The sequence below is a fragment of the Sphingomonas sp. LHG3406-1 genome (genome assembly GCF_029637485.1).
Taxonomy (GTDB): domain Bacteria; phylum Pseudomonadota; class Alphaproteobacteria; order Sphingomonadales; family Sphingomonadaceae; genus Sphingomicrobium.
In genome coordinates this window covers 772157-788176 of the sequence record NZ_CP069128.1, presented here as the reverse complement: position 1 = coordinate 788176, position 16020 = coordinate 772157, and the positions used below count along the sequence as shown (strand labels likewise).

The following is a 16020-nucleotide window of genomic DNA, read 5'->3' as shown; positions in this document are numbered from 1 at the left end:
AAGCCACCGTTGCACTCAGAGAGTTTGGCCGTTTGCTGCCAGATCTAATCCGGCGTGGTGACCCCTACGGGACTCGAACCCGTGTTTTCGCCGTGAGAGGGCGACGTCCTAGACCGCTAGACGAAGGGGCCAATGCGGCTGCGAAGGCGCGCATATGGCGGGGTGCCGCCCGTTCGTCAATCAGCGATCATGGCAGGCGCGCGGCGGCGATGACGGACCAGCCAATCCTCGATGAGGGCGGCGATGCGCGGGGCGGCCTTGCCGTCTCCGAAAGGCAGGGCGGGAACAGCCATGGCGCGATAGGCAGCGCCATCGTCAAGGAGCCGACGGACGGCGTCCACGATCGCCTCGCGGTCGTTGCCGACCAGCAGGCTGTTGCCGCTGGCGATCCCTTCCGGCCGCTCGGTGACGGTGCGAAGGACGAGCAGGGGCACGCCAAGGGCCGGCGCCTCTTCCTGGATACCGCCGGAGTCGCTCAGGGCCAGGTGCGCCGAGCGAAGCGCCGCGACCATTGCGCGATGCTCCATTGGTGGGAGCAGGCGGATGCGGGGATGTCCGCCAAGCATCAGTCTTGCGGCGTCGGCCATGGCCGGATTGCCGTGGAGCACCAGTTCGACCCGCAGCCAGGGCGAGCGGGCGAGTTCAATCAATGCAAGGGCAATGGGCGTGAAGGACGTGCCCCAGTTCTCCCGTCGATGGCACGTCACCAAGAGGCGCGGCAGGCCGCCGCTGTCGAGCACGCGCGGCGGCAACTCGTCGAGCGTCGCGAACAGGGCGTCGATGGCGGTATTGCCGGTGACATGGATTTCGCCCGCCACGCCTTCCTCTACGAGGTTGGCGGCATTCTCCTCGGTCGGCGCGAACAGCAATTGGGCGAGGGCGTCGATCGCAATGCGATTGGGTTCTTCGGGCCAAGGCAAGGTGAGGTCGTGGCTGCGGAGGCCTGCTTCGACATGGGCGACGGCAATGCCCGCCGCCTTGGCGCCGAGCGCGCCGCCAAGCGCACTCGACGTGTCTCCCTGGACGATGACCATGTCCGTGCCCGGCGTGGCGAGAACCGGAGCGAGGCTGGCGGCGACGGCTTCGGCGTGGAGCCGTGGATCGCTTCGGGCCTGGCAGCGGAGGCGGATGGCCGGGAGGGCGCCGAGGCCGAAGGCGCCGGGGTCAAGCATGCTGTGCTGGCCGGTCAAGACCAGGCCGGGCGACAGGCCGCGGGCGAGGAGTGCCTGGGCGACGGGAGCAAGCTTGATCGCTTCGGGGCGGGTCCCGACGACGAGCAGAATGGAAGGGGTGACCACCGGCGCCCTCCTGAACGAAGAGGCGATCCGGCGAGTGGCAGATTATCGCCTTTTCGGCGGAGAAGCAAGGCGGCGTCCGGCCGCCTTCACCCTAGCGGAAATTGTCGGCGTAGGCCTGCAGCTTGAGCTTCACCGGCGGGGCCGGGACGATGTGATAGTCGAAGCCGTGCTTGTCGGCATAGGCGATCGCGGCTTCCTTCGTGGCGAAGGCGAGGCGAACCTGGGTCGCGGTGTTGGCATTGCCGACCCAGCCGGTGAGCGGATCGTGGCGCTGGGCGCGATCGCTCTCGAACTCGAGCGTCCACTTGCCGGCCTTGGCGCGGCCGCTTTGGGTGGTCTTGCGATCGGTCTCGATGATGCGGGCGGTCGGCATGTTGGGCGGGGTGGCGGAAGCGGCTTCTGAAATCAAGAGGAACGCGGCGTCCTCGTGGTGCTGCACTCAGGAGCGCGGCTTTGCGCGGAGCGTCGCGGCGGCGCTGGCGGGGTCGTCGGGCCAGGGATGGCGGGGGTAGCGTCCACGCATCTCCTTGGCGACCTCGCGCCAGCTGCCCGCCCAGAAGGAGGGCAGGTCGCGGCTGGTCTGGATGGGGCGCCCGGCGGGCGAGGTGATGGCGAGGGTCAGCGGCACGCGGCCGCCGGCGACCGTCGGGTGGACGGCGAGGCCGAACAGGGCCTGCGCACGGACCTCGACGGTCGGGCCGCCCGGCGCGGCATAGTCGATGGGGTGGGCGGATCCGGCGGGCGAGCGGAAATGGCTTGCGGCGAGCTTGTCGAGCTTCTGCTGTCCGTCCCATCCCAGCAGGTTCTGCAGCGCCTGGGTGAGCGCGCCGGGCGCAATGTCGGAAAGCTTGCGGCGGCCGGCGGCCAGCGGGGCGAACCAGTCGTCGAGGCACTCGGTCAGCGCCTCGTCGGAGAGATCGGGAAGGTCGGCATCGACGCCGCGAGCGAAAGCGGCGCGGTGGCGCAGGGCCCGCGCCTCGTCGGGCCAGGGGAGGAGGGCGAGGCCGTGGGTGCGGACGCCTTCGACGAGCGCGGCGGCGATGGCGTCGGGATCGGGACTGGGGTCGGGTCCGGAGGCGAGGCGGATCGCGCCGAGGCGACGGCTGCGGGTGGGCGCGACGCTGCCGGTGCCTGGATCGAAGGCGCCGTCGTGGCAGACCTCAATACGGTCGTCGAACAGGGCGAGCACGTCAGCTTCGTCGATGGCCGCGGCGGAAAGGATGCGGGCGCCGGCGGCGCTCCCGGCAACTTCCGCGACGGCGAGCCACTGGGCCGAGGCGAGGGAGGAAGTGGGATCGAGCCGGAAACCGCGGCCGCCGACCGATTGCCAATGCTCGCCGCCGGGATCGCGGCGGCGGGAGAGGCGGTCGGGGAAGGCGAGGGCGAGGGCGAGAGCGAGAGTTTCTCCCCTCCTGCTTGCGGGAGGGGTCGGAGGAGGGTTTGCGGTCCTCTCCGCGACATTCCCTCCCCTAGCCCCTCCAGCTTGCGGGAGGGGAATTTGGTTGAGCCACCTCCGAGCCAACCCACGCGCCCCGTCGGCCCTCTTGCCGCGCTCCGTCCGCCAGCGGCGCCAGCGGAGCTCGAGGTCGGGGTCGTTGCCGCCGAGGCCGCGCTCGGTGAGGAGGACGGCGGCGTCGGCGGCCGCCTCGGCGAACCCGCGATCGGCGGCTTCCACCAGCATGTGGGCAAGGCGGGGCTCGAGCGGCAGGCGGGCGATGGCGCGGCCGTGATCGGTGATCCGGCCATCGGCATCGATCGCGCCGAGTGCGGCGAGGCGCCGGCGAGCCTCAGTGAGGGCGGCGGCAGGCGGCGGATCGAGGAAGGGCAGGCGCGCGGGATCGCCTTCGCCCCACAGCAGGCAGGTGAGGGTGAGGCTGGAAAGGTCGGCTTCGAGGATTTCGGGCGGATCGTGGGCGGGAAGCGCGCTCGTCGCGGCTTCCTCCCACAGGCGGTAGGCGATGCCGGGCGACTGGCGGGCGGCGCGTCCGGCGCGCTGGGTGACGGCGGCTCGGGAGGCGCGCTCGGTGACGAGGCGGGTGAGGCCGGCACCGCGATCGTAGCGGGGGCGGCGGGCGAGGCCGCTGTCGACCACGGCGGCGACATGGTCGAGGGTGACGCTGGTCTCCGCGATGGAGGTGGCGAGGACCAGCTTGCGGGTGCCGGGGGCGGGCGCGGCGAGGGCGGCGCGCTGAGCGGCGGGGTCGATCTGGCCGTGGAGGCGGTGAAGAACGACATCGGCGGGAAGGGCGGCGAGGGCTTCGGCGGTGCGCTCGATCTCGGCGACACCCGGAAGGAAGGCGAGGATGGAGCCTTGCTGGTCAGCGAGCGCGCGACGGCAGGCGGCGGCGACCTGCGGCTCGATCCGGGCGGCGGCGTCGCGGCCGAGATGGACGAGGGTGAGCGGGTGCGAGCGGCCTTCCGAGCGGATGAGCGGCGGGTCGGCGAGGAGGGCGGAGAAACGCTCGCCGTCGAGGGTGCCGCTCATGGCGAGGAGGCGAAGATCTGGGCGGAGCGCTTCGGCGGCGTCGAGGGTGAGGGCGAGGGCGAGGTCGTTGTCGAGGCTGCGCTCGTGGACCTCGTCGAACAGGACGGCGGAGACACCGGCGAGCTCGGGGTCGGCGGTGAGGCGCGAGAGATAGACGCCGTGAGTCATGGCGATGAGGCGGGTGGCCTTGCCGACGCGGCTGTCGAGACGGGTCTGGTAGCCGACGGTGGCGCCGGGCTCTTCCCCATGCTGCCGCGCGATGAACTCGGCCGCGGCGCGGGCGGCGAGGCGGCGGGGGACGAGCAGGAGGACCTGACCGGTGCACCAGGGCTGGTCGAGGAGGGCCGGCGGCACGGCGGTGGTCTTGCCGGCACCGGGCGGCGCGATGAGCAGGGCGCGTGGGCTGGTCGCGAGCGCGTCAAGGAGGTCGGGCAGGACGGCGTGGATGGGGAGGGCGGCGGTCACTCGCTGTCCATGCGGACTTGCAGCGGCCGGTGCAATCCGGGTGGTGTGACCATGGCGTAGAAGGGGCGAGGGTCACAAAGGTCACAAAGGTCACCGGTGGCGGGGGTGTCGCGCGAAACGTGTGACTTTCGGGCTGATCGCCTGATTTGCGTGATCCAGGGCTGTCAAAGAGCGCGATTCAAGTGAACCGTTCAGGTTAGTCGATCATGTGAAATCCTACTTTTCTAGGTTGCTGGTAATGTCCGCTTTGGTTGGAAAGCGGACATTAAGCGGCAAGCGTCATCGATTGCATCAGCAGCCGACGGTGCCGATTATGGTTCTACTGCTAGTCTGCCGGAAAGGTAGGCCTTCAGCACTGCGCTCCAGGTGTAGCGTTAAGCCGGTACGATGGAGATGAACGGCTGAGCCTCAAGCCAATTGGCAAGCGTCCGATAGGCTGCCGGCCTGAGAGCATGCAGCCTGCTGTCGAGCGATCCGAAGCCTGGGTCGCTCCAGTCGGCCGCCTCGAAACCAGGCGGGTCCATTTCCTGGTAATCGAGGAGGGCAGCGAAAACTCCTGCAACCTCATCGAGTCCGGTAAGCGTGAGCCCATCTCGAATGAGCTCGAGAGTTACCGGAAAACTAGATAGGTTGCCGAGGAAACCATCATGTCCTCCATTGGCAGTCTCGGCCAAATAGAAGTCCGCCGCAGCACTCAGCACGGCTTCCTTGGGAAAGTCGTCGTTGGACAGCCGGGCCTGCTGCATGAGTCCATAGACGAAGCCCTGCACATCCCTTGGGAGGCTCTCTACCGCCCCTCGCTTGTACATGTCGCTGACCAGGACGACCCTCACTGCTCGCCTTGAAGCTGCCGCGACACGTCGGCTTAGCCTGGCATGCAGGTATCGTTTCAGTCTCTCACGCCACGCCCACACGCCTGATTTATCGCCGCTCTCCTTGAGGTCCGCAATGGGTCGAAAGCGGACACAGGGAAAGGCAGGCAGACCCCGGGTCAAGCCCGGGGTGACGGGAACGCCGCAATGGGTCGGAAGCGGACACAGGTGAGGGCCGGCGGGACCCGGGTGAGACCCGTGGTGACGGTGGTTCGGTGAGTGGCCTTGACGTGATGTTGTCACCTCTGGAGCAAAGCATTACTCATCCGGTCCGATCGCCCTGAGGGCTTTTGCGGAGGGATCGCGGATCATGGCGGCAGGTAGCGAGGCGGCGGTGGCGCCGCCGCAGGAACGGCAGAAGGGCTTCCTCGCCTTCGTCGAGCGCGCCGGCAATCTGCTGCCTGAGCCGGCGATGATCTTCGTCTACCTGATCGCCGTCCTGGTCGTGCTGAGCGCGATCGGCGACTGGGCGGGCTGGTCGGCGACCCTGCAGTTCGCGGGCGAGAAGGCGCCGGAATATGGCACGCTCGCCAATGGCGTGCTGACCTTCGAGGCGACCAGCCTGCTGTCGGCGGAGAATGTCGGCAAGCTGCTGAGCGAGATGCCGCGCACGGTGACAGGCTTCGCGCCATTGGGGCTGATCCTGGTGATCATGCTGGGCGCGGCCGTGGCCGAGCGGTCGGGCATGCTGGCGGCGCTGATCCGCGTGTCGCTGGCCAAGGCGCCGCGGGCGCTGATGACGCCCGTCGTGGCGCTGATCGGCATGGTGTCGCACCATGCGTCGGACGCGGCCTATATCGTGTTCATCCCGCTTGCCGCCATCACCTATGCAGCAGTCGGTCGGCATCCGCTGGTCGGGCTCGCCGCGGCGTTCGGCGCGGTGTCGGGCGGCTATGCCGGCAATGTCGCGCCGGGGCAGATCGATGTGCTGCTGTTCGGCTTCACGCAGGAGGCCGCCCGGATCGTCGATCCCGGCTGGGCCATGAATCCGCTGGGCAACTGGTGGTTCATCCTCGGGATCGTGGCAATCTTCACCCCTGCCGTCTGGTACATCACCGACAAGGTAATCGAGCCGCGGCTCGGGGCCTGGGATGGCGAAGTGGACACGGAGACCAGGGCCGAGCTGGAACGGTCGGAGCTGACGGGAGAGGAGCGCAAGGGACTTCGGCGGGCGGGCCTCGCCGCGTTGGTGGTGACCGGGCTGTTCGCGGCGCTGATGCTGCTTCCGGGCTATCATCCTCTGATCAACGAGGAGGCAACCGGGCCGGCGCGGCTGCAGCCCTTCTATGCGGCGCTCATCGCCTTCTTCTTCCTGCTGTTCCTGTTCACCGGCATCGCGTTCGGGAGCGCGACGGGCACGGTCCGGAATTCCACGGACGTCGTGACCATGATGCAGGACGGCATCAAGACGATCGCTCCCTACCTCGTGTTCGTCTTCTTCGCGGCGCACTTCGTGGCGATGTTCAACTGGTCGCGGCTGGGGCCGATCCTGGCGATCAACGGGGCCGAGGCGCTGCAGGGCTTCGCGCTTCCGTCGGCGCTGCTGCTGGTGAGCGTGCTTTTGCTGTCGAGCTTCCTCGACCTGTTCATCGGGTCGGCGAGCGCCAAGTGGAGCGCGCTTGCGCCGGTGGTGGTGCCGATGTTCATGCTGCTCGGCATCAGCCCGGAGATGACCACGGCGGCCTATCGGATGGGCGACAGCTACACCAACATCATGACCCCGTTGATGAGCTATTTCCCGCTGGTGCTGGCGTTCGCACGGCGGTGGGACAAGGATTATGGCGTGGGATCGCTGCTGGCGCTGATGCTGCCCTATGCGCTCACGTTCATGGTGCTGGGCATCGGGATGACGGTGGCGTGGGTGACGCTGGACCTGCCGCTGGGGCCGGGGGCGGGGGTCTTCTACCAGGCGCCGACGGGAGGGCAGCTGCTGCGCTGAGCGGCCGCTCTTCCGCCGGCACTCCGGCCGAGCCCTATTCCTCGTCCTCTTCCTCGTCGGTGAGCGAGGCCATGTCGATGACGTAGCGGAACCGCACGTCGCCCTTCTCGACCTTCTTCATCGCGCCATTGATGTCCTGGATGGGGATGATTTCGATGTCGGGCGCGATGCCGTGCTCGGCGCAGAAGTCGATCACCTCCTGCGTTTCCTTGATCGACCCGATCAGCGAGCCGGACACGGACCGGCGATGGAAGGCGACCGCCTGGTTGTCGAGCGGCGCCATCGGTTCGAGGGCGCCGACGATGACGAGGGTCTTGTCGCGCTTGAGCAGCGCGACGAAGCCGTTGATGTCGTGCTTCTCGGGCACGGTCGAGATGATGAAGTCGAAGCTGCCGGGGGTGGCGCTCAGCTCCTCGGCGTTCTTCGTGATCTCTTTTTCCATGGTGACATGGGTCGCGCCGAGGGCTTCGGCTTCCGCCTTCTTGTCGGCGCTGGTCGTGAAGACGGTGACTTCGGCGCCGAGCGCCCTGGCGAGCTTCACCGCCATGTGACCGAGGCCGCCGAGGCCGACCACGCCGACCTTGTCGCCCTTCTTCACGCCCCAGTGGCGCATCGGCGAGAAGGTGGTCACGCCGGCGCACAGGATGGGCGCGGCCTCTTCGGGCTTCAGCGCGTCGGGGATGCGGATGGCGAAATCCTCGCGCACGACCATCGTGTTCGAATAGCCGCCGAAGGTATTGTCGCGGCCGTACATGTTCTCGCCGGTGGGCGCCTGCTTGGCCGGGATCATCGGGCCGTTGTAGGTGGCGAGCCAGCTGTTGGGCCCCTCGCAATAATTCTCGTCGCCCTCGCGGCAGGGCTCGCACGACTGGCAGCTGTCGATCATGCAGCCGACGCCGACGACATCGCCGACCTTGAACTTGCCGCCCTTCGCCGCCCTGGTCACCCGGCCGACGACTTCGTGGCCGGGCATGCAGGGATAGACGGTGTTGCTCCACTCGTTCTTCACCTGGTGGATATCGGAGTGGCAGACGCCGCAATAGAGCACCTCGAGCTGGAGCTCGTTGTCCTTGGGCGCCTCGCGTTCGAAGCGCATCGGCTTCAGGCGGCTGAAACTATGCTTGGCGGCGTAACCGATCGACTGGACCATCTGTGCTCACTTCCGGGCTGGGGGGACCCGGGTGGAGCACGCGAAGGGCGCGATGGTTCCGTGGCTTTCCGCTACCTTGGTCGGGGAGCGTGATGGCCAGTGGAGCGGTGGAGATCAGTCGAAGTCGAAGACGGCCTTCACGGCTGGGCCGCTTCGTCCTGGCCTCAATAGGCTCGCGCCACCGCGAATTCGACGGCGCGGGTGAGGGCGGTCCTGGCCTTGCCGGCGGGGAAGGTGGCGAGATTGTCGAGGGCGCGGCGGGCGTAGGTGCGGGCGCGCTCCAGGGTGTCGGCGATCGCGCCGGTCTGGTGGAAGAGGGTGATGGCGTGAGCGAGGTCCGCATCGCTGGTCCGCTCGCCGCCGACGGCTTCCTTCCAGAAGCGGCGTTCGTCCTCCGAACCGCGGGCATAGGCGAGGATGATCGGAAGGGTCATCTTCCCCTCGCGGAAGTCGTCGCCGAGGTCCTTGCCGCTGGTCTTGGCTTCGGACGTATAGTCGATGGCGTCGTCGACCAGCTGGAAGGCGATGCCGAGGTTGCGGCCGAAGGAACGAAGGGCTTCCTCCGCCTCCTCGCCCGCTTCCGCGACCACCGGCGCCACCTCGCAGGCGGCGGCGAACAGGGCGGCGGTCTTGGCTTCGATGATCTGGAGGTAGGTGTCCTCGCTGGTCGTGATCTGGCGCTGCGCCGTCAGCTGCGCGACCTCGCCCTCGGCGATGACCGCGGAGGCACTGCTGAGGATCTTCAGGACCTTGAGGCTGCCGTCCTCGACCATCAGCTCGAAGGCGCGCGAGAAAAGAAAGTCGCCGACCAGCACGCTGGCGGGATTGCCCCAGATGAGGTTGGCGGTGCGCTTGCCGCGGCGGGTGCCGGAGCCGTCGACCACGTCGTCGTGGAGGAGGGTGGCGGTGTGGATGAACTCGACCGCGGCGGCGAGCTTGTGATGCCGGCTGCCGGTATATTGGCAGAGCGCGGCGCTCGCGCAGGTCAGCATCGGGCGCATCCGCTTGCCGCCGCCGGCGATGAGGTGGCCGGCAAGCTCAGGGATGAGCGGAACCTCGCTCTGCATGCGCGAGAGGATCACCTGGTTCACCGCGTTCATGTCGGCGGCGGTGAGGGCGACGAGCGGGTCGAGGCTGGGCTCGGGAGTAAGCGTATGGAGGGTGGCGGTCACGACGGGGCTGGGTAGGCGTTTGCACGGTCCGGAGCAAGCCGAGGGCGACCTTTGTTCCGGTGGCGGAACTTCCTTGGGTGCGCTCAGTTCTTGCCTGATGCAGGGGGGAGCGCAGCCGACACTCTTTCGGCGATCGGCAGGGCTGGTCGCCGTGGCCAGTCTCGTGCCCTTGCTCCTGTTCCTCATTTTCGAGTTCGGCTACACGGCGCGCGAGCAGCGCAAGGCCATCGAAGGGCGGGCACTGGCTCGTAGTGAGACGGTCATCCTCAAGGCGGATGGCGAAATCCGCCGCCTGTCGACCGTGCTCGATGCGCTGGCTTCGTCCGGCGTGCTCAAGCAGAGTGAATGGCAAGCCTTTCGCGCCCGTGCTGCGGAGATCGTGGGGCTGAATCCCGATGTCGAGCGAATCGAGGTGCGCGACCGGCGGACCGGCGAACTGCTGGTCGCCGACGGCTCGGATCCCGGACGGATCGAGCGTATCGCCGTTGCATCAACGGCCGAGCGGGCGCGCTTCGTTGGCTATGCGGTTTCGCCCACTTGTCACTGCCTGGTTCTCGAGCGCGGCTCAGCGACGGCTGAAGGGCGGCCGCTTGTTCTCACGCTCTATTCCCAATCGGCTATTTTCGTGAACATGATGCCGCCCCGCGATGCCTTCGAAGTGTCGGCGCTGGTCGGACCTCAGGGACGCTTCATCGCCCGTACCCTCGATCATGAAGGGCGTTTCTCGTCCTTGTCGTCGACCTATGTCCGTCAGGCGATCACGGAGGGCAACCCGAACGGCATCTATGCCGGACGGACGCTCGAGGGATTCGAAAACTACACGGCCTTTACCCGATCGAAGCTGACCGGCTGGAGCGCTCATCTTGCGCTCGGTTCACAATATCTTGATCGACCGTCGCGGCGCTACCTCGTGTCGCTCGGCACGGCGGCGCTCCTGTCCCTGTTCCTGGCGGGGCTGCTGGTGGCTTTCGCCCTCCGCCAGATCCGCGAGGCCCGGTTGTTCTCGGAACGCATGCAGCAGGCGCAGAAGCTGGAGGCGCTGGGGCAGCTTACCGGCGGACTAGCGCACGACTTCAACAATCTGCTGACCCCGGTGATCGGAGTGCTCGACCAGTTGCAGCGACGCGAAGGCTTGGACGCGCGGGGCCGGAAGCTGGCCGCCGGTGCACTCGCATCGGCGCAGCGGGCGGCGCGGCTGACGCAGCAGCTGCTCGCCTTCTCGCGCAGGCAGCGGCTGGCGATCGGCCCGGTCGACGTGGATGCGATGCTGGAGCAGCTGGCGGAGATGGTCGCGCGGACGATCGGGCCCAAGCACCATTTCGCGATCGAGAAGGTGGGCGACGTCCGCTGCGTGCGGAGCGATCCGACGCAGCTCGAGCTGGCTTTGCTCAACCTGGCGATCAATGCCCGCGACGCCTCGCCCGATGGCGGCCGTTTGTGGCTGCGGATCGAGCGCAAAGGAGAGAAGGTCCATTTCGCTTTCGGAGACGAGGGAATCGGCATGGATGCCGAGACAAAGCGGCGTGCGTTCGAACCATTCTTCACCACCAAGGGCACCGGTCGCGGCACGGGGCTGGGCCTGGCCCAGGTGTTCGGACTCGCGGAGCAGTCGGGCGGAACGGTCGAGATCGACAGTGAGCCGGGGGCAGGAACGGTGGTCACCCTTCGGCTGCCTGCCTGCCACGAGACTGACCTTGTGAAGACCGTGCCTACCGCTCGCCCGGCGGCGATGGAGACGAGCAGGCCGCTACGCTTGCTGGTGGTGGACGACGAGCCGGACGTGCGCGCCGTCATGGCGCAGACGCTGGCCGACGCCGGCCATGCGGTCGATGCGGTCGCCAATGGCACGAGCGCCCTTGCCGCGGTCGGCGCCGAACCATTCGACCTGGTGATCAGCGATTATGCGATGCCGCTGATGAGCGGCGCCGAGCTGATCATCGAAGCGCGGCATGTTCGGCCGGAGATGCCCTTCCTGCTCGTCACGGGGTTCGCCGACAGCGACGTGCTGTCGCGTACATGCCCTGCAACTCCGATCCTGCCCAAACCTTTCACCGCCGACCAGCTGCACGCGGCCGTTCTCGACGCGGTCAGCCAGACGGGAGGCTGAGCCGGGCGAGCAGGCCGCCGAGGTCCTCGCTTTCCTCCAGGGCCACCCGCCCGCCGTAGATTTCGGCGACATCGCGGACGATGGCGAGGCCGAGACCGGTGCCGGGCTTGCCCGTCGTGTCCAGGCGCTTGCCGCGGGTGAACAGCTCGGCGCGTTGCTCCTCGGGGATGCCTGGGCCGTCGTCTTCGACGAGGATATCGACGAAGGGCGCCGATTTCTCCACCGTGACGAACACCCGGCCGGAGCCATATTTGGCGGCATTCTCGACAAGGTTGCCGAGCATCTCGTCCAGATCCTGACGCTCGACGCGTACTTCGGCCTTGCGGTCGCCGGCGATGTCGACGGTGGCGCCCTCGTGCATGCGGGTGACGGCGCGCTGGACGGCGTCAAGACTTTCCCACACGCCGGCGCGAGCCTGGGCGGAGGCGCGGCGGCCGATGGCGCGGGCGCGGGCGAGATGGTGGTCGACCTGGCGGCGCATGGTCGTCGCCTCACGGCAGACGGTGTCGTGGAGCTCCGGATCGCGTGCCGTCGCGGCATTGGTGATGACGGTGAGCGGGGTCTTCAAGGCATGGGCGAGATTGCCGGCATGGCGGCGCGCCTCCTCGGCCTGCTCCTCGTTGTGGGCGAGGAGCTGGTTGATCTCCTGGGTCAGCGGCTGGATTTCGTCGGGAAAGTCGTCCGGGATCCGGGTGCGCTGGCCGGACCGGATCGCCACCACCTCGGAGCGCACCCGGCGCAGCGGCCACAATCCGTAGACGGTCTGCAGGGCGGCGAGGACGACGAGGCCGAGGCCGAGGAGGGCGAAGCTCCAGGTCAGCGTGGTCCGGAGTTCCTTGAGCTGCCCGTCGAGGTTTTCGCGGCTCTGCGCCACCTGGTAGCGCCACTTGACCGGACTGCCGGGAATGATGACGTCGCGCTCGACGATGCGCAGCGGCTCGCCGGTGAACTGGTAGCTGTCATATTTGTGGAGCTCGTCGCGGGCGACGGCGCGGTCGACCGTCAGGCGCCGGTCCCACAGGGAGCGCGACGGATAATCCTCGACCTCGGGCACGCGTCCGTCGGCCGCGGGCAGCGGGCTGATCTGGAAGTAGCTGCCTGAATAGCTTTCGATGAAGCGCTGGTCTGCGGGCGGACGGGAGAAGCGGATCTCGCCCACGGGTCCGATTTCGGACGACCCGATCATCGAGCGCAGCACCAGTTCGAGGCTCTCGTCGAAGTTGCGCACGAGGCTGTTGGTCAGCACCCGGTCGAGCGCGAAGCCGCCCGCCGCGAGCAGGATAGAAATCCACACCGCGGCGATGACGATCATGCGCCGGGTAAGCGAACCGGTGCCGCCAGCCTTCCTGCCTGGGGTCCCGGCCGTATGTTCCACGGAAGTGCTGCTTCCCTGGGTATCCGGCGCCGGGACGACGTGCTGCATCAGGCAGGCTCCTCCAGCGAGTAGCCGAGACCGCGGATGGTGGTGATGACGTCGGCGCCGAGCTTCTTGCGGATGCGCGTCACGAACACTTCGATCGTGTTGGAATCGCGGTCGAAGTCCTGGTCATAGATATGCTCGATGAGTTCGGTCCGGCTGACCACCTTGCCCTTGTGATGCATGAGGTAGCTGAGGAGCTTGTACTCCTGCGCGGTCAGCTTGACCGGTTCGCCGGCCTTGGTGACCTTACCCGAGCGGGTGTCGAGGCGGATGTCGCCGGCGATCAGTTCGGACGAGGCATTGCCCGACGCGCGGCGGATGAGGGCGCGCAGCCGGGCGATCAGTTCCTCGGTCTGAAAGGGCTTGGCGAGATAATCATCGGCGCCGGCATCGAGGCCGGCGACCTTGTCCGACCAGCTGTCGCGCGCGGTCAGGACCAGCACCGGCATGCGCCGGCCTTCCTTGCGCCAGCGGTCGAGCACGGTGAGACCGTCGACTTCGGGCAGGCCGAGATCGAGCACGACCGCATCATAGCTTTCGGTCTGGCCGAGATAATGCCCATCCTCGCCGTCGGTGGCGAGGTCCACGGCATAGCCGGCACCTTCGAGCGTCGACCGGAGCTGGCGGCCGAGCGAGGGTTCATCTTCGACAACGAGGACGCGCATGAATGTTTTCTCCCTTTGGGGAACCTTAACACGCGCCAAGATGAACGGTTGCTTTGGCGAAATGAAGGGGGGGCGTGAGAGAGGCGCATTTCAGCGTCGCCCCAGACTTGATCCGGGGTCTGCCTTCTTCCCGTGTCTGGTTCCTGCGGGGCGAAGGCAGGCGGATCCCGGGTCGAGCCCGGGATGACGGGTGACTATTCCCCGCTGCGTCCGACGATGCGGCCGGAGGCGGCGTCGACGTCGATCCAGATCACCCGGCCGCCGCGCATGAACTTCAGCCGATAGGTGCGGCCGTTGAATTCAGGTCCGAGATAATCAGCCCCGCCCATGAACGGCAGGACGCGCCGCTCGATCATCGGCAACGGCATCGAGCGGCCCTCGCGGGTCGCCTGGAAGGCACGATCCTGGTCGCGCGGCCGCTCGGCCGCCGCGGCTGCGGGCGAAAAGGCGGCAACGGCCGCGAGGAGGAGGATGAAGCTACGCATGTCGAATCTCTGGTTCGGCTTGTAACAGAGCGGATTGAATGACTTGTGAATAGTGTCGTTAGCTAAGCGACAGGCCGTCGTTGCCAGCGGAGCGGAGCAATCCGGTCCGCGGACAGGCGAAGATGGATTGCTTCGTCGCGTCGCTCCTCGCAATGACGAACGATCATGGCTCCTCCCATCCTGTCCTTCGAAGATCTCGGCCTCGTGCAAGGCGAGGGCTGGCTGTTCCGCCACCTCGACCTTTATGTCGGGCCAAGGGACCGGCTGGCGCTGATCGGGCGCAACGGGGCCGGCAAGACGACGCTGCTCAAGTGCCTCGCCGGGCTGATCGACACGGACGAGGGCAAGCGCACGGTGGTTCCGGGCAAGCGCATCGTCATGCTCGAGCAGGATCCGCCGATGACCGGCCATGCGACCCTGGAAGAATGGGTGCTGAGCGGCGCCGGTGCGCCGGAGGCACATGAGGCGGCAGCGATCGCCGACCAGCTCGGTATCGACCTGACGCGCACCACGGCGACGGCGAGCGGCGGCGAGCGGCGGCGGGCGGCGATCGTGCGCGCACTGGCGCAGGATCCGGACCTCCTCTTCCTCGACGAGCCGACCAACCATCTCGACCTTGCCGCAATCGACTGGCTGGAGAGCTGGCTCAACCGGTTCCAGGGCGCCTTCATCGTCATCAGCCACGACCGCACCTTCCTTACCCGCCTGACCAAGAGCTGCCTGTGGCTCGACCGCGGGCAGATCCGGCGGGCAGAGGTGGGCTTCGGCGGCTTCGAGACGTGGACCGAGCGCGTCTATGCGGAGGAGGAACGGGCGGCGGAGAAGCTGGACGCCAAGCTGGCGATCGAGCTCCACTGGCTGCAGCGCGGCGTTACGGCGCGGCGGCGGCGCAACCAGGGGCGGCTGGCGAAGCTCAACGAGATGCGTGCCACGCGCGCGGCGATGATCGGCGGGCCGGGCGTGTCGAAGCTCGGGCTGGCGAAGGACGATGCCAAGACCAAGACGGTGATCGACGCGGAAGGGGTGTGGAAGCGTTTCGGCGAGCGCGCCATCATCAGGGACTTCACCCTGCGCGTGCAGCGGGGGGACCGGATCGGCATCGTCGGTGCGAACGGTGCGGGAAAGACGACCCTGCTCAAGCTGCTGACGGGGGAACTGGCGCCGGACGAGGGCAAGGTGACGCTGGCCAAGACGCTGAACGGGATCGTCATCGACCAGCAGCGCAAGCTGATGAGCCCGGAAAAGCGGGTGCGCGATGTTCTGGCCGAGGGTGGCGACTGGATCGAGGTGCGCGGCGTCAAGAAGCACATCAAGGGCTATCTCAAGGAATTCCTCTTCTCGCCGGAGCTGACCGAGGCGCCGGTGGGATCACTGTCGGGCGGCGAGCGGTCGCGACTGCTGCTGGCACGGGAGTTCGCGCGGGCGTCAAACCTGCTGGTGCTGGACGAGCCGACCAACGATCTCGACCTCGAGACGCTCGACCTGCTGCAGGAGGTGATCGCGGACTATGAGGGGACGGTGCTGATCGTCAGCCACGACCGCGACTTCCTCGACCGGACGGTGACGGTGACGCTGGGGCTCGACGGGTCGGGCAAGGTGGACGTGGTCGCGGGCGGCTATGAGGATTGGGCGAAGCGGCGTGCGCCGGTGAAGGCAGCGCAGTCCTCGGCCTCTGCGAAGAAGAAGGCAGAAGTCACTGCGCCCCGGCCTTCGCCGGGGAACAAGAAGCTAAGCTTCAAGGACCAGCGGGACCTCGATCGGCTGCCGGGCGAGATCGAGAAGATCGAGGCTGCGATCGCGGCGGACGAGGCAGCGCTGGCGGACCCCGACCTTTATACGCGCGACCCGAAGAAGTTTGCCGCGCTGATGGCGAGCATCGAGAAGAAGCGTGCCGAAAAGGAAGCGGCGGAGCTGCGCTGGCTGGAGGTCGCCGAGCTGGCAGACGGGCTGACATCTTGAGGT

Annotated in this window: 12 protein-coding genes and 1 tRNA gene; 3 read left to right on the top strand and 10 right to left on the bottom strand. The window is 67.6% G+C overall.

Annotation, left to right across the window (positions count from 1 at the left end; translation table 11 throughout):
* Positions 1–55: 55 nt before the first annotated feature.
* The 5 genes from JOY29_RS03920 to JOY29_RS03900 form a co-directional block, all read right to left on the bottom strand.
* Positions 56–131, bottom strand: a tRNA-Glu gene (locus JOY29_RS03920).
* A gap of 45 nt (positions 132–176) precedes the next feature.
* Positions 177–1298: a non-hydrolyzing UDP-N-acetylglucosamine 2-epimerase gene (gene wecB, locus JOY29_RS03915; RefSeq protein ID WP_300974892.1), complete on the bottom strand. Its 1122-nt coding sequence runs from the start codon at positions 1296–1298 to the stop codon at positions 177–179.
* 91 nt (positions 1299–1389) lie between these two features.
* The gene (locus JOY29_RS03910) at positions 1390–1671 is read right to left on the bottom strand and encodes an NADH dehydrogenase ubiquinone Fe-S protein 4 (protein WP_300974891.1); all 282 of its coding nucleotides are present in this window, start codon (positions 1669–1671) and stop codon (positions 1390–1392) included.
* Between the two features lie 66 nt (positions 1672–1737).
* Positions 1738–4248 (bottom strand): ATP-dependent helicase HrpB, encoded by a 2511-nt coding sequence (gene hrpB / locus JOY29_RS03905; RefSeq protein WP_300974889.1) that lies wholly within the window; start codon positions 4246–4248, stop codon positions 1738–1740.
* Between the two features lie 374 nt (positions 4249–4622).
* Positions 4623–5081, bottom strand: a complete 459-nt coding sequence (locus tag JOY29_RS03900; RefSeq protein WP_300974888.1) for a hypothetical protein — start codon at positions 5079–5081, stop codon at positions 4623–4625.
* Between the two features lie 349 nt (positions 5082–5430).
* On the opposite strand from JOY29_RS03900, the gene JOY29_RS03895 reads away from it, so the two are divergent.
* Positions 5431–7059 carry an AbgT family transporter gene (locus JOY29_RS03895; protein WP_300974887.1) on the top strand — a complete coding sequence of 543 codons (1629 nt, stop codon included), beginning with the start codon at positions 5431–5433 and terminating at the stop codon, positions 7057–7059.
* A gap of 34 nt (positions 7060–7093) precedes the next feature.
* On the opposite strand, the gene JOY29_RS03890 is transcribed toward JOY29_RS03895, so the two are convergent.
* Together JOY29_RS03890 and JOY29_RS03885 are read right to left on the bottom strand one after the other, a co-directional pair.
* Positions 7094–8209, bottom strand: coding sequence for an NAD(P)-dependent alcohol dehydrogenase (locus JOY29_RS03890; protein ID WP_300974886.1), 1116 nt, complete (start codon positions 8207–8209; stop codon positions 7094–7096).
* Positions 8210–8373: 164 nt separating this feature from the next.
* Positions 8374–9381, bottom strand: a complete 1008-nt coding sequence (locus JOY29_RS03885) for a polyprenyl synthetase family protein (protein WP_300974885.1) — start codon at positions 9379–9381, stop codon at positions 8374–8376.
* Positions 9382–9532: 151 nt separating this feature from the next.
* Here JOY29_RS03885 and JOY29_RS03880 point away from each other — a divergent pair, with 151 nt between their 5' ends.
* Positions 9533–11488 (top strand): ATP-binding protein, encoded by a 1956-nt coding sequence (locus JOY29_RS03880; protein ID WP_300974884.1) that lies wholly within the window; start codon positions 9533–9535, stop codon positions 11486–11488.
* On the opposite strand, the gene JOY29_RS03875 is transcribed toward JOY29_RS03880, so the two are convergent.
* From JOY29_RS03875 to JOY29_RS03865, 3 genes are all read right to left on the bottom strand, one after another.
* Positions 11469–12800, bottom strand: a complete 1332-nt coding sequence (locus tag JOY29_RS03875; RefSeq protein WP_300975473.1) for a HAMP domain-containing sensor histidine kinase — start codon at positions 12798–12800, stop codon at positions 11469–11471. The two genes, JOY29_RS03880 and JOY29_RS03875, sit on opposite strands and share 20 nt — an antisense overlap.
* A gap of 110 nt (positions 12801–12910) precedes the next feature.
* Positions 12911–13573: a response regulator transcription factor gene (locus tag JOY29_RS03870; RefSeq protein ID WP_300974883.1), complete on the bottom strand. Its 663-nt coding sequence runs from the start codon at positions 13571–13573 to the stop codon at positions 12911–12913.
* 194 nt (positions 13574–13767) lie between these two features.
* On the bottom strand, positions 13768–14058 hold the full coding sequence (locus JOY29_RS03865; protein WP_300974882.1) for a hypothetical protein: 291 nt from the start codon (positions 14056–14058) through the stop codon (positions 13768–13770).
* Between the two features lie 165 nt (positions 14059–14223).
* Here JOY29_RS03865 and JOY29_RS03860 point away from each other — a divergent pair, with 165 nt between their 5' ends.
* On the top strand, positions 14224–16017 hold the full coding sequence (locus tag JOY29_RS03860; protein ID WP_300974881.1) for an ABC-F family ATP-binding cassette domain-containing protein: 1794 nt from the start codon (positions 14224–14226) through the stop codon (positions 16015–16017).
* The last annotated feature ends 3 nt before the right edge of the window (positions 16018–16020 follow it).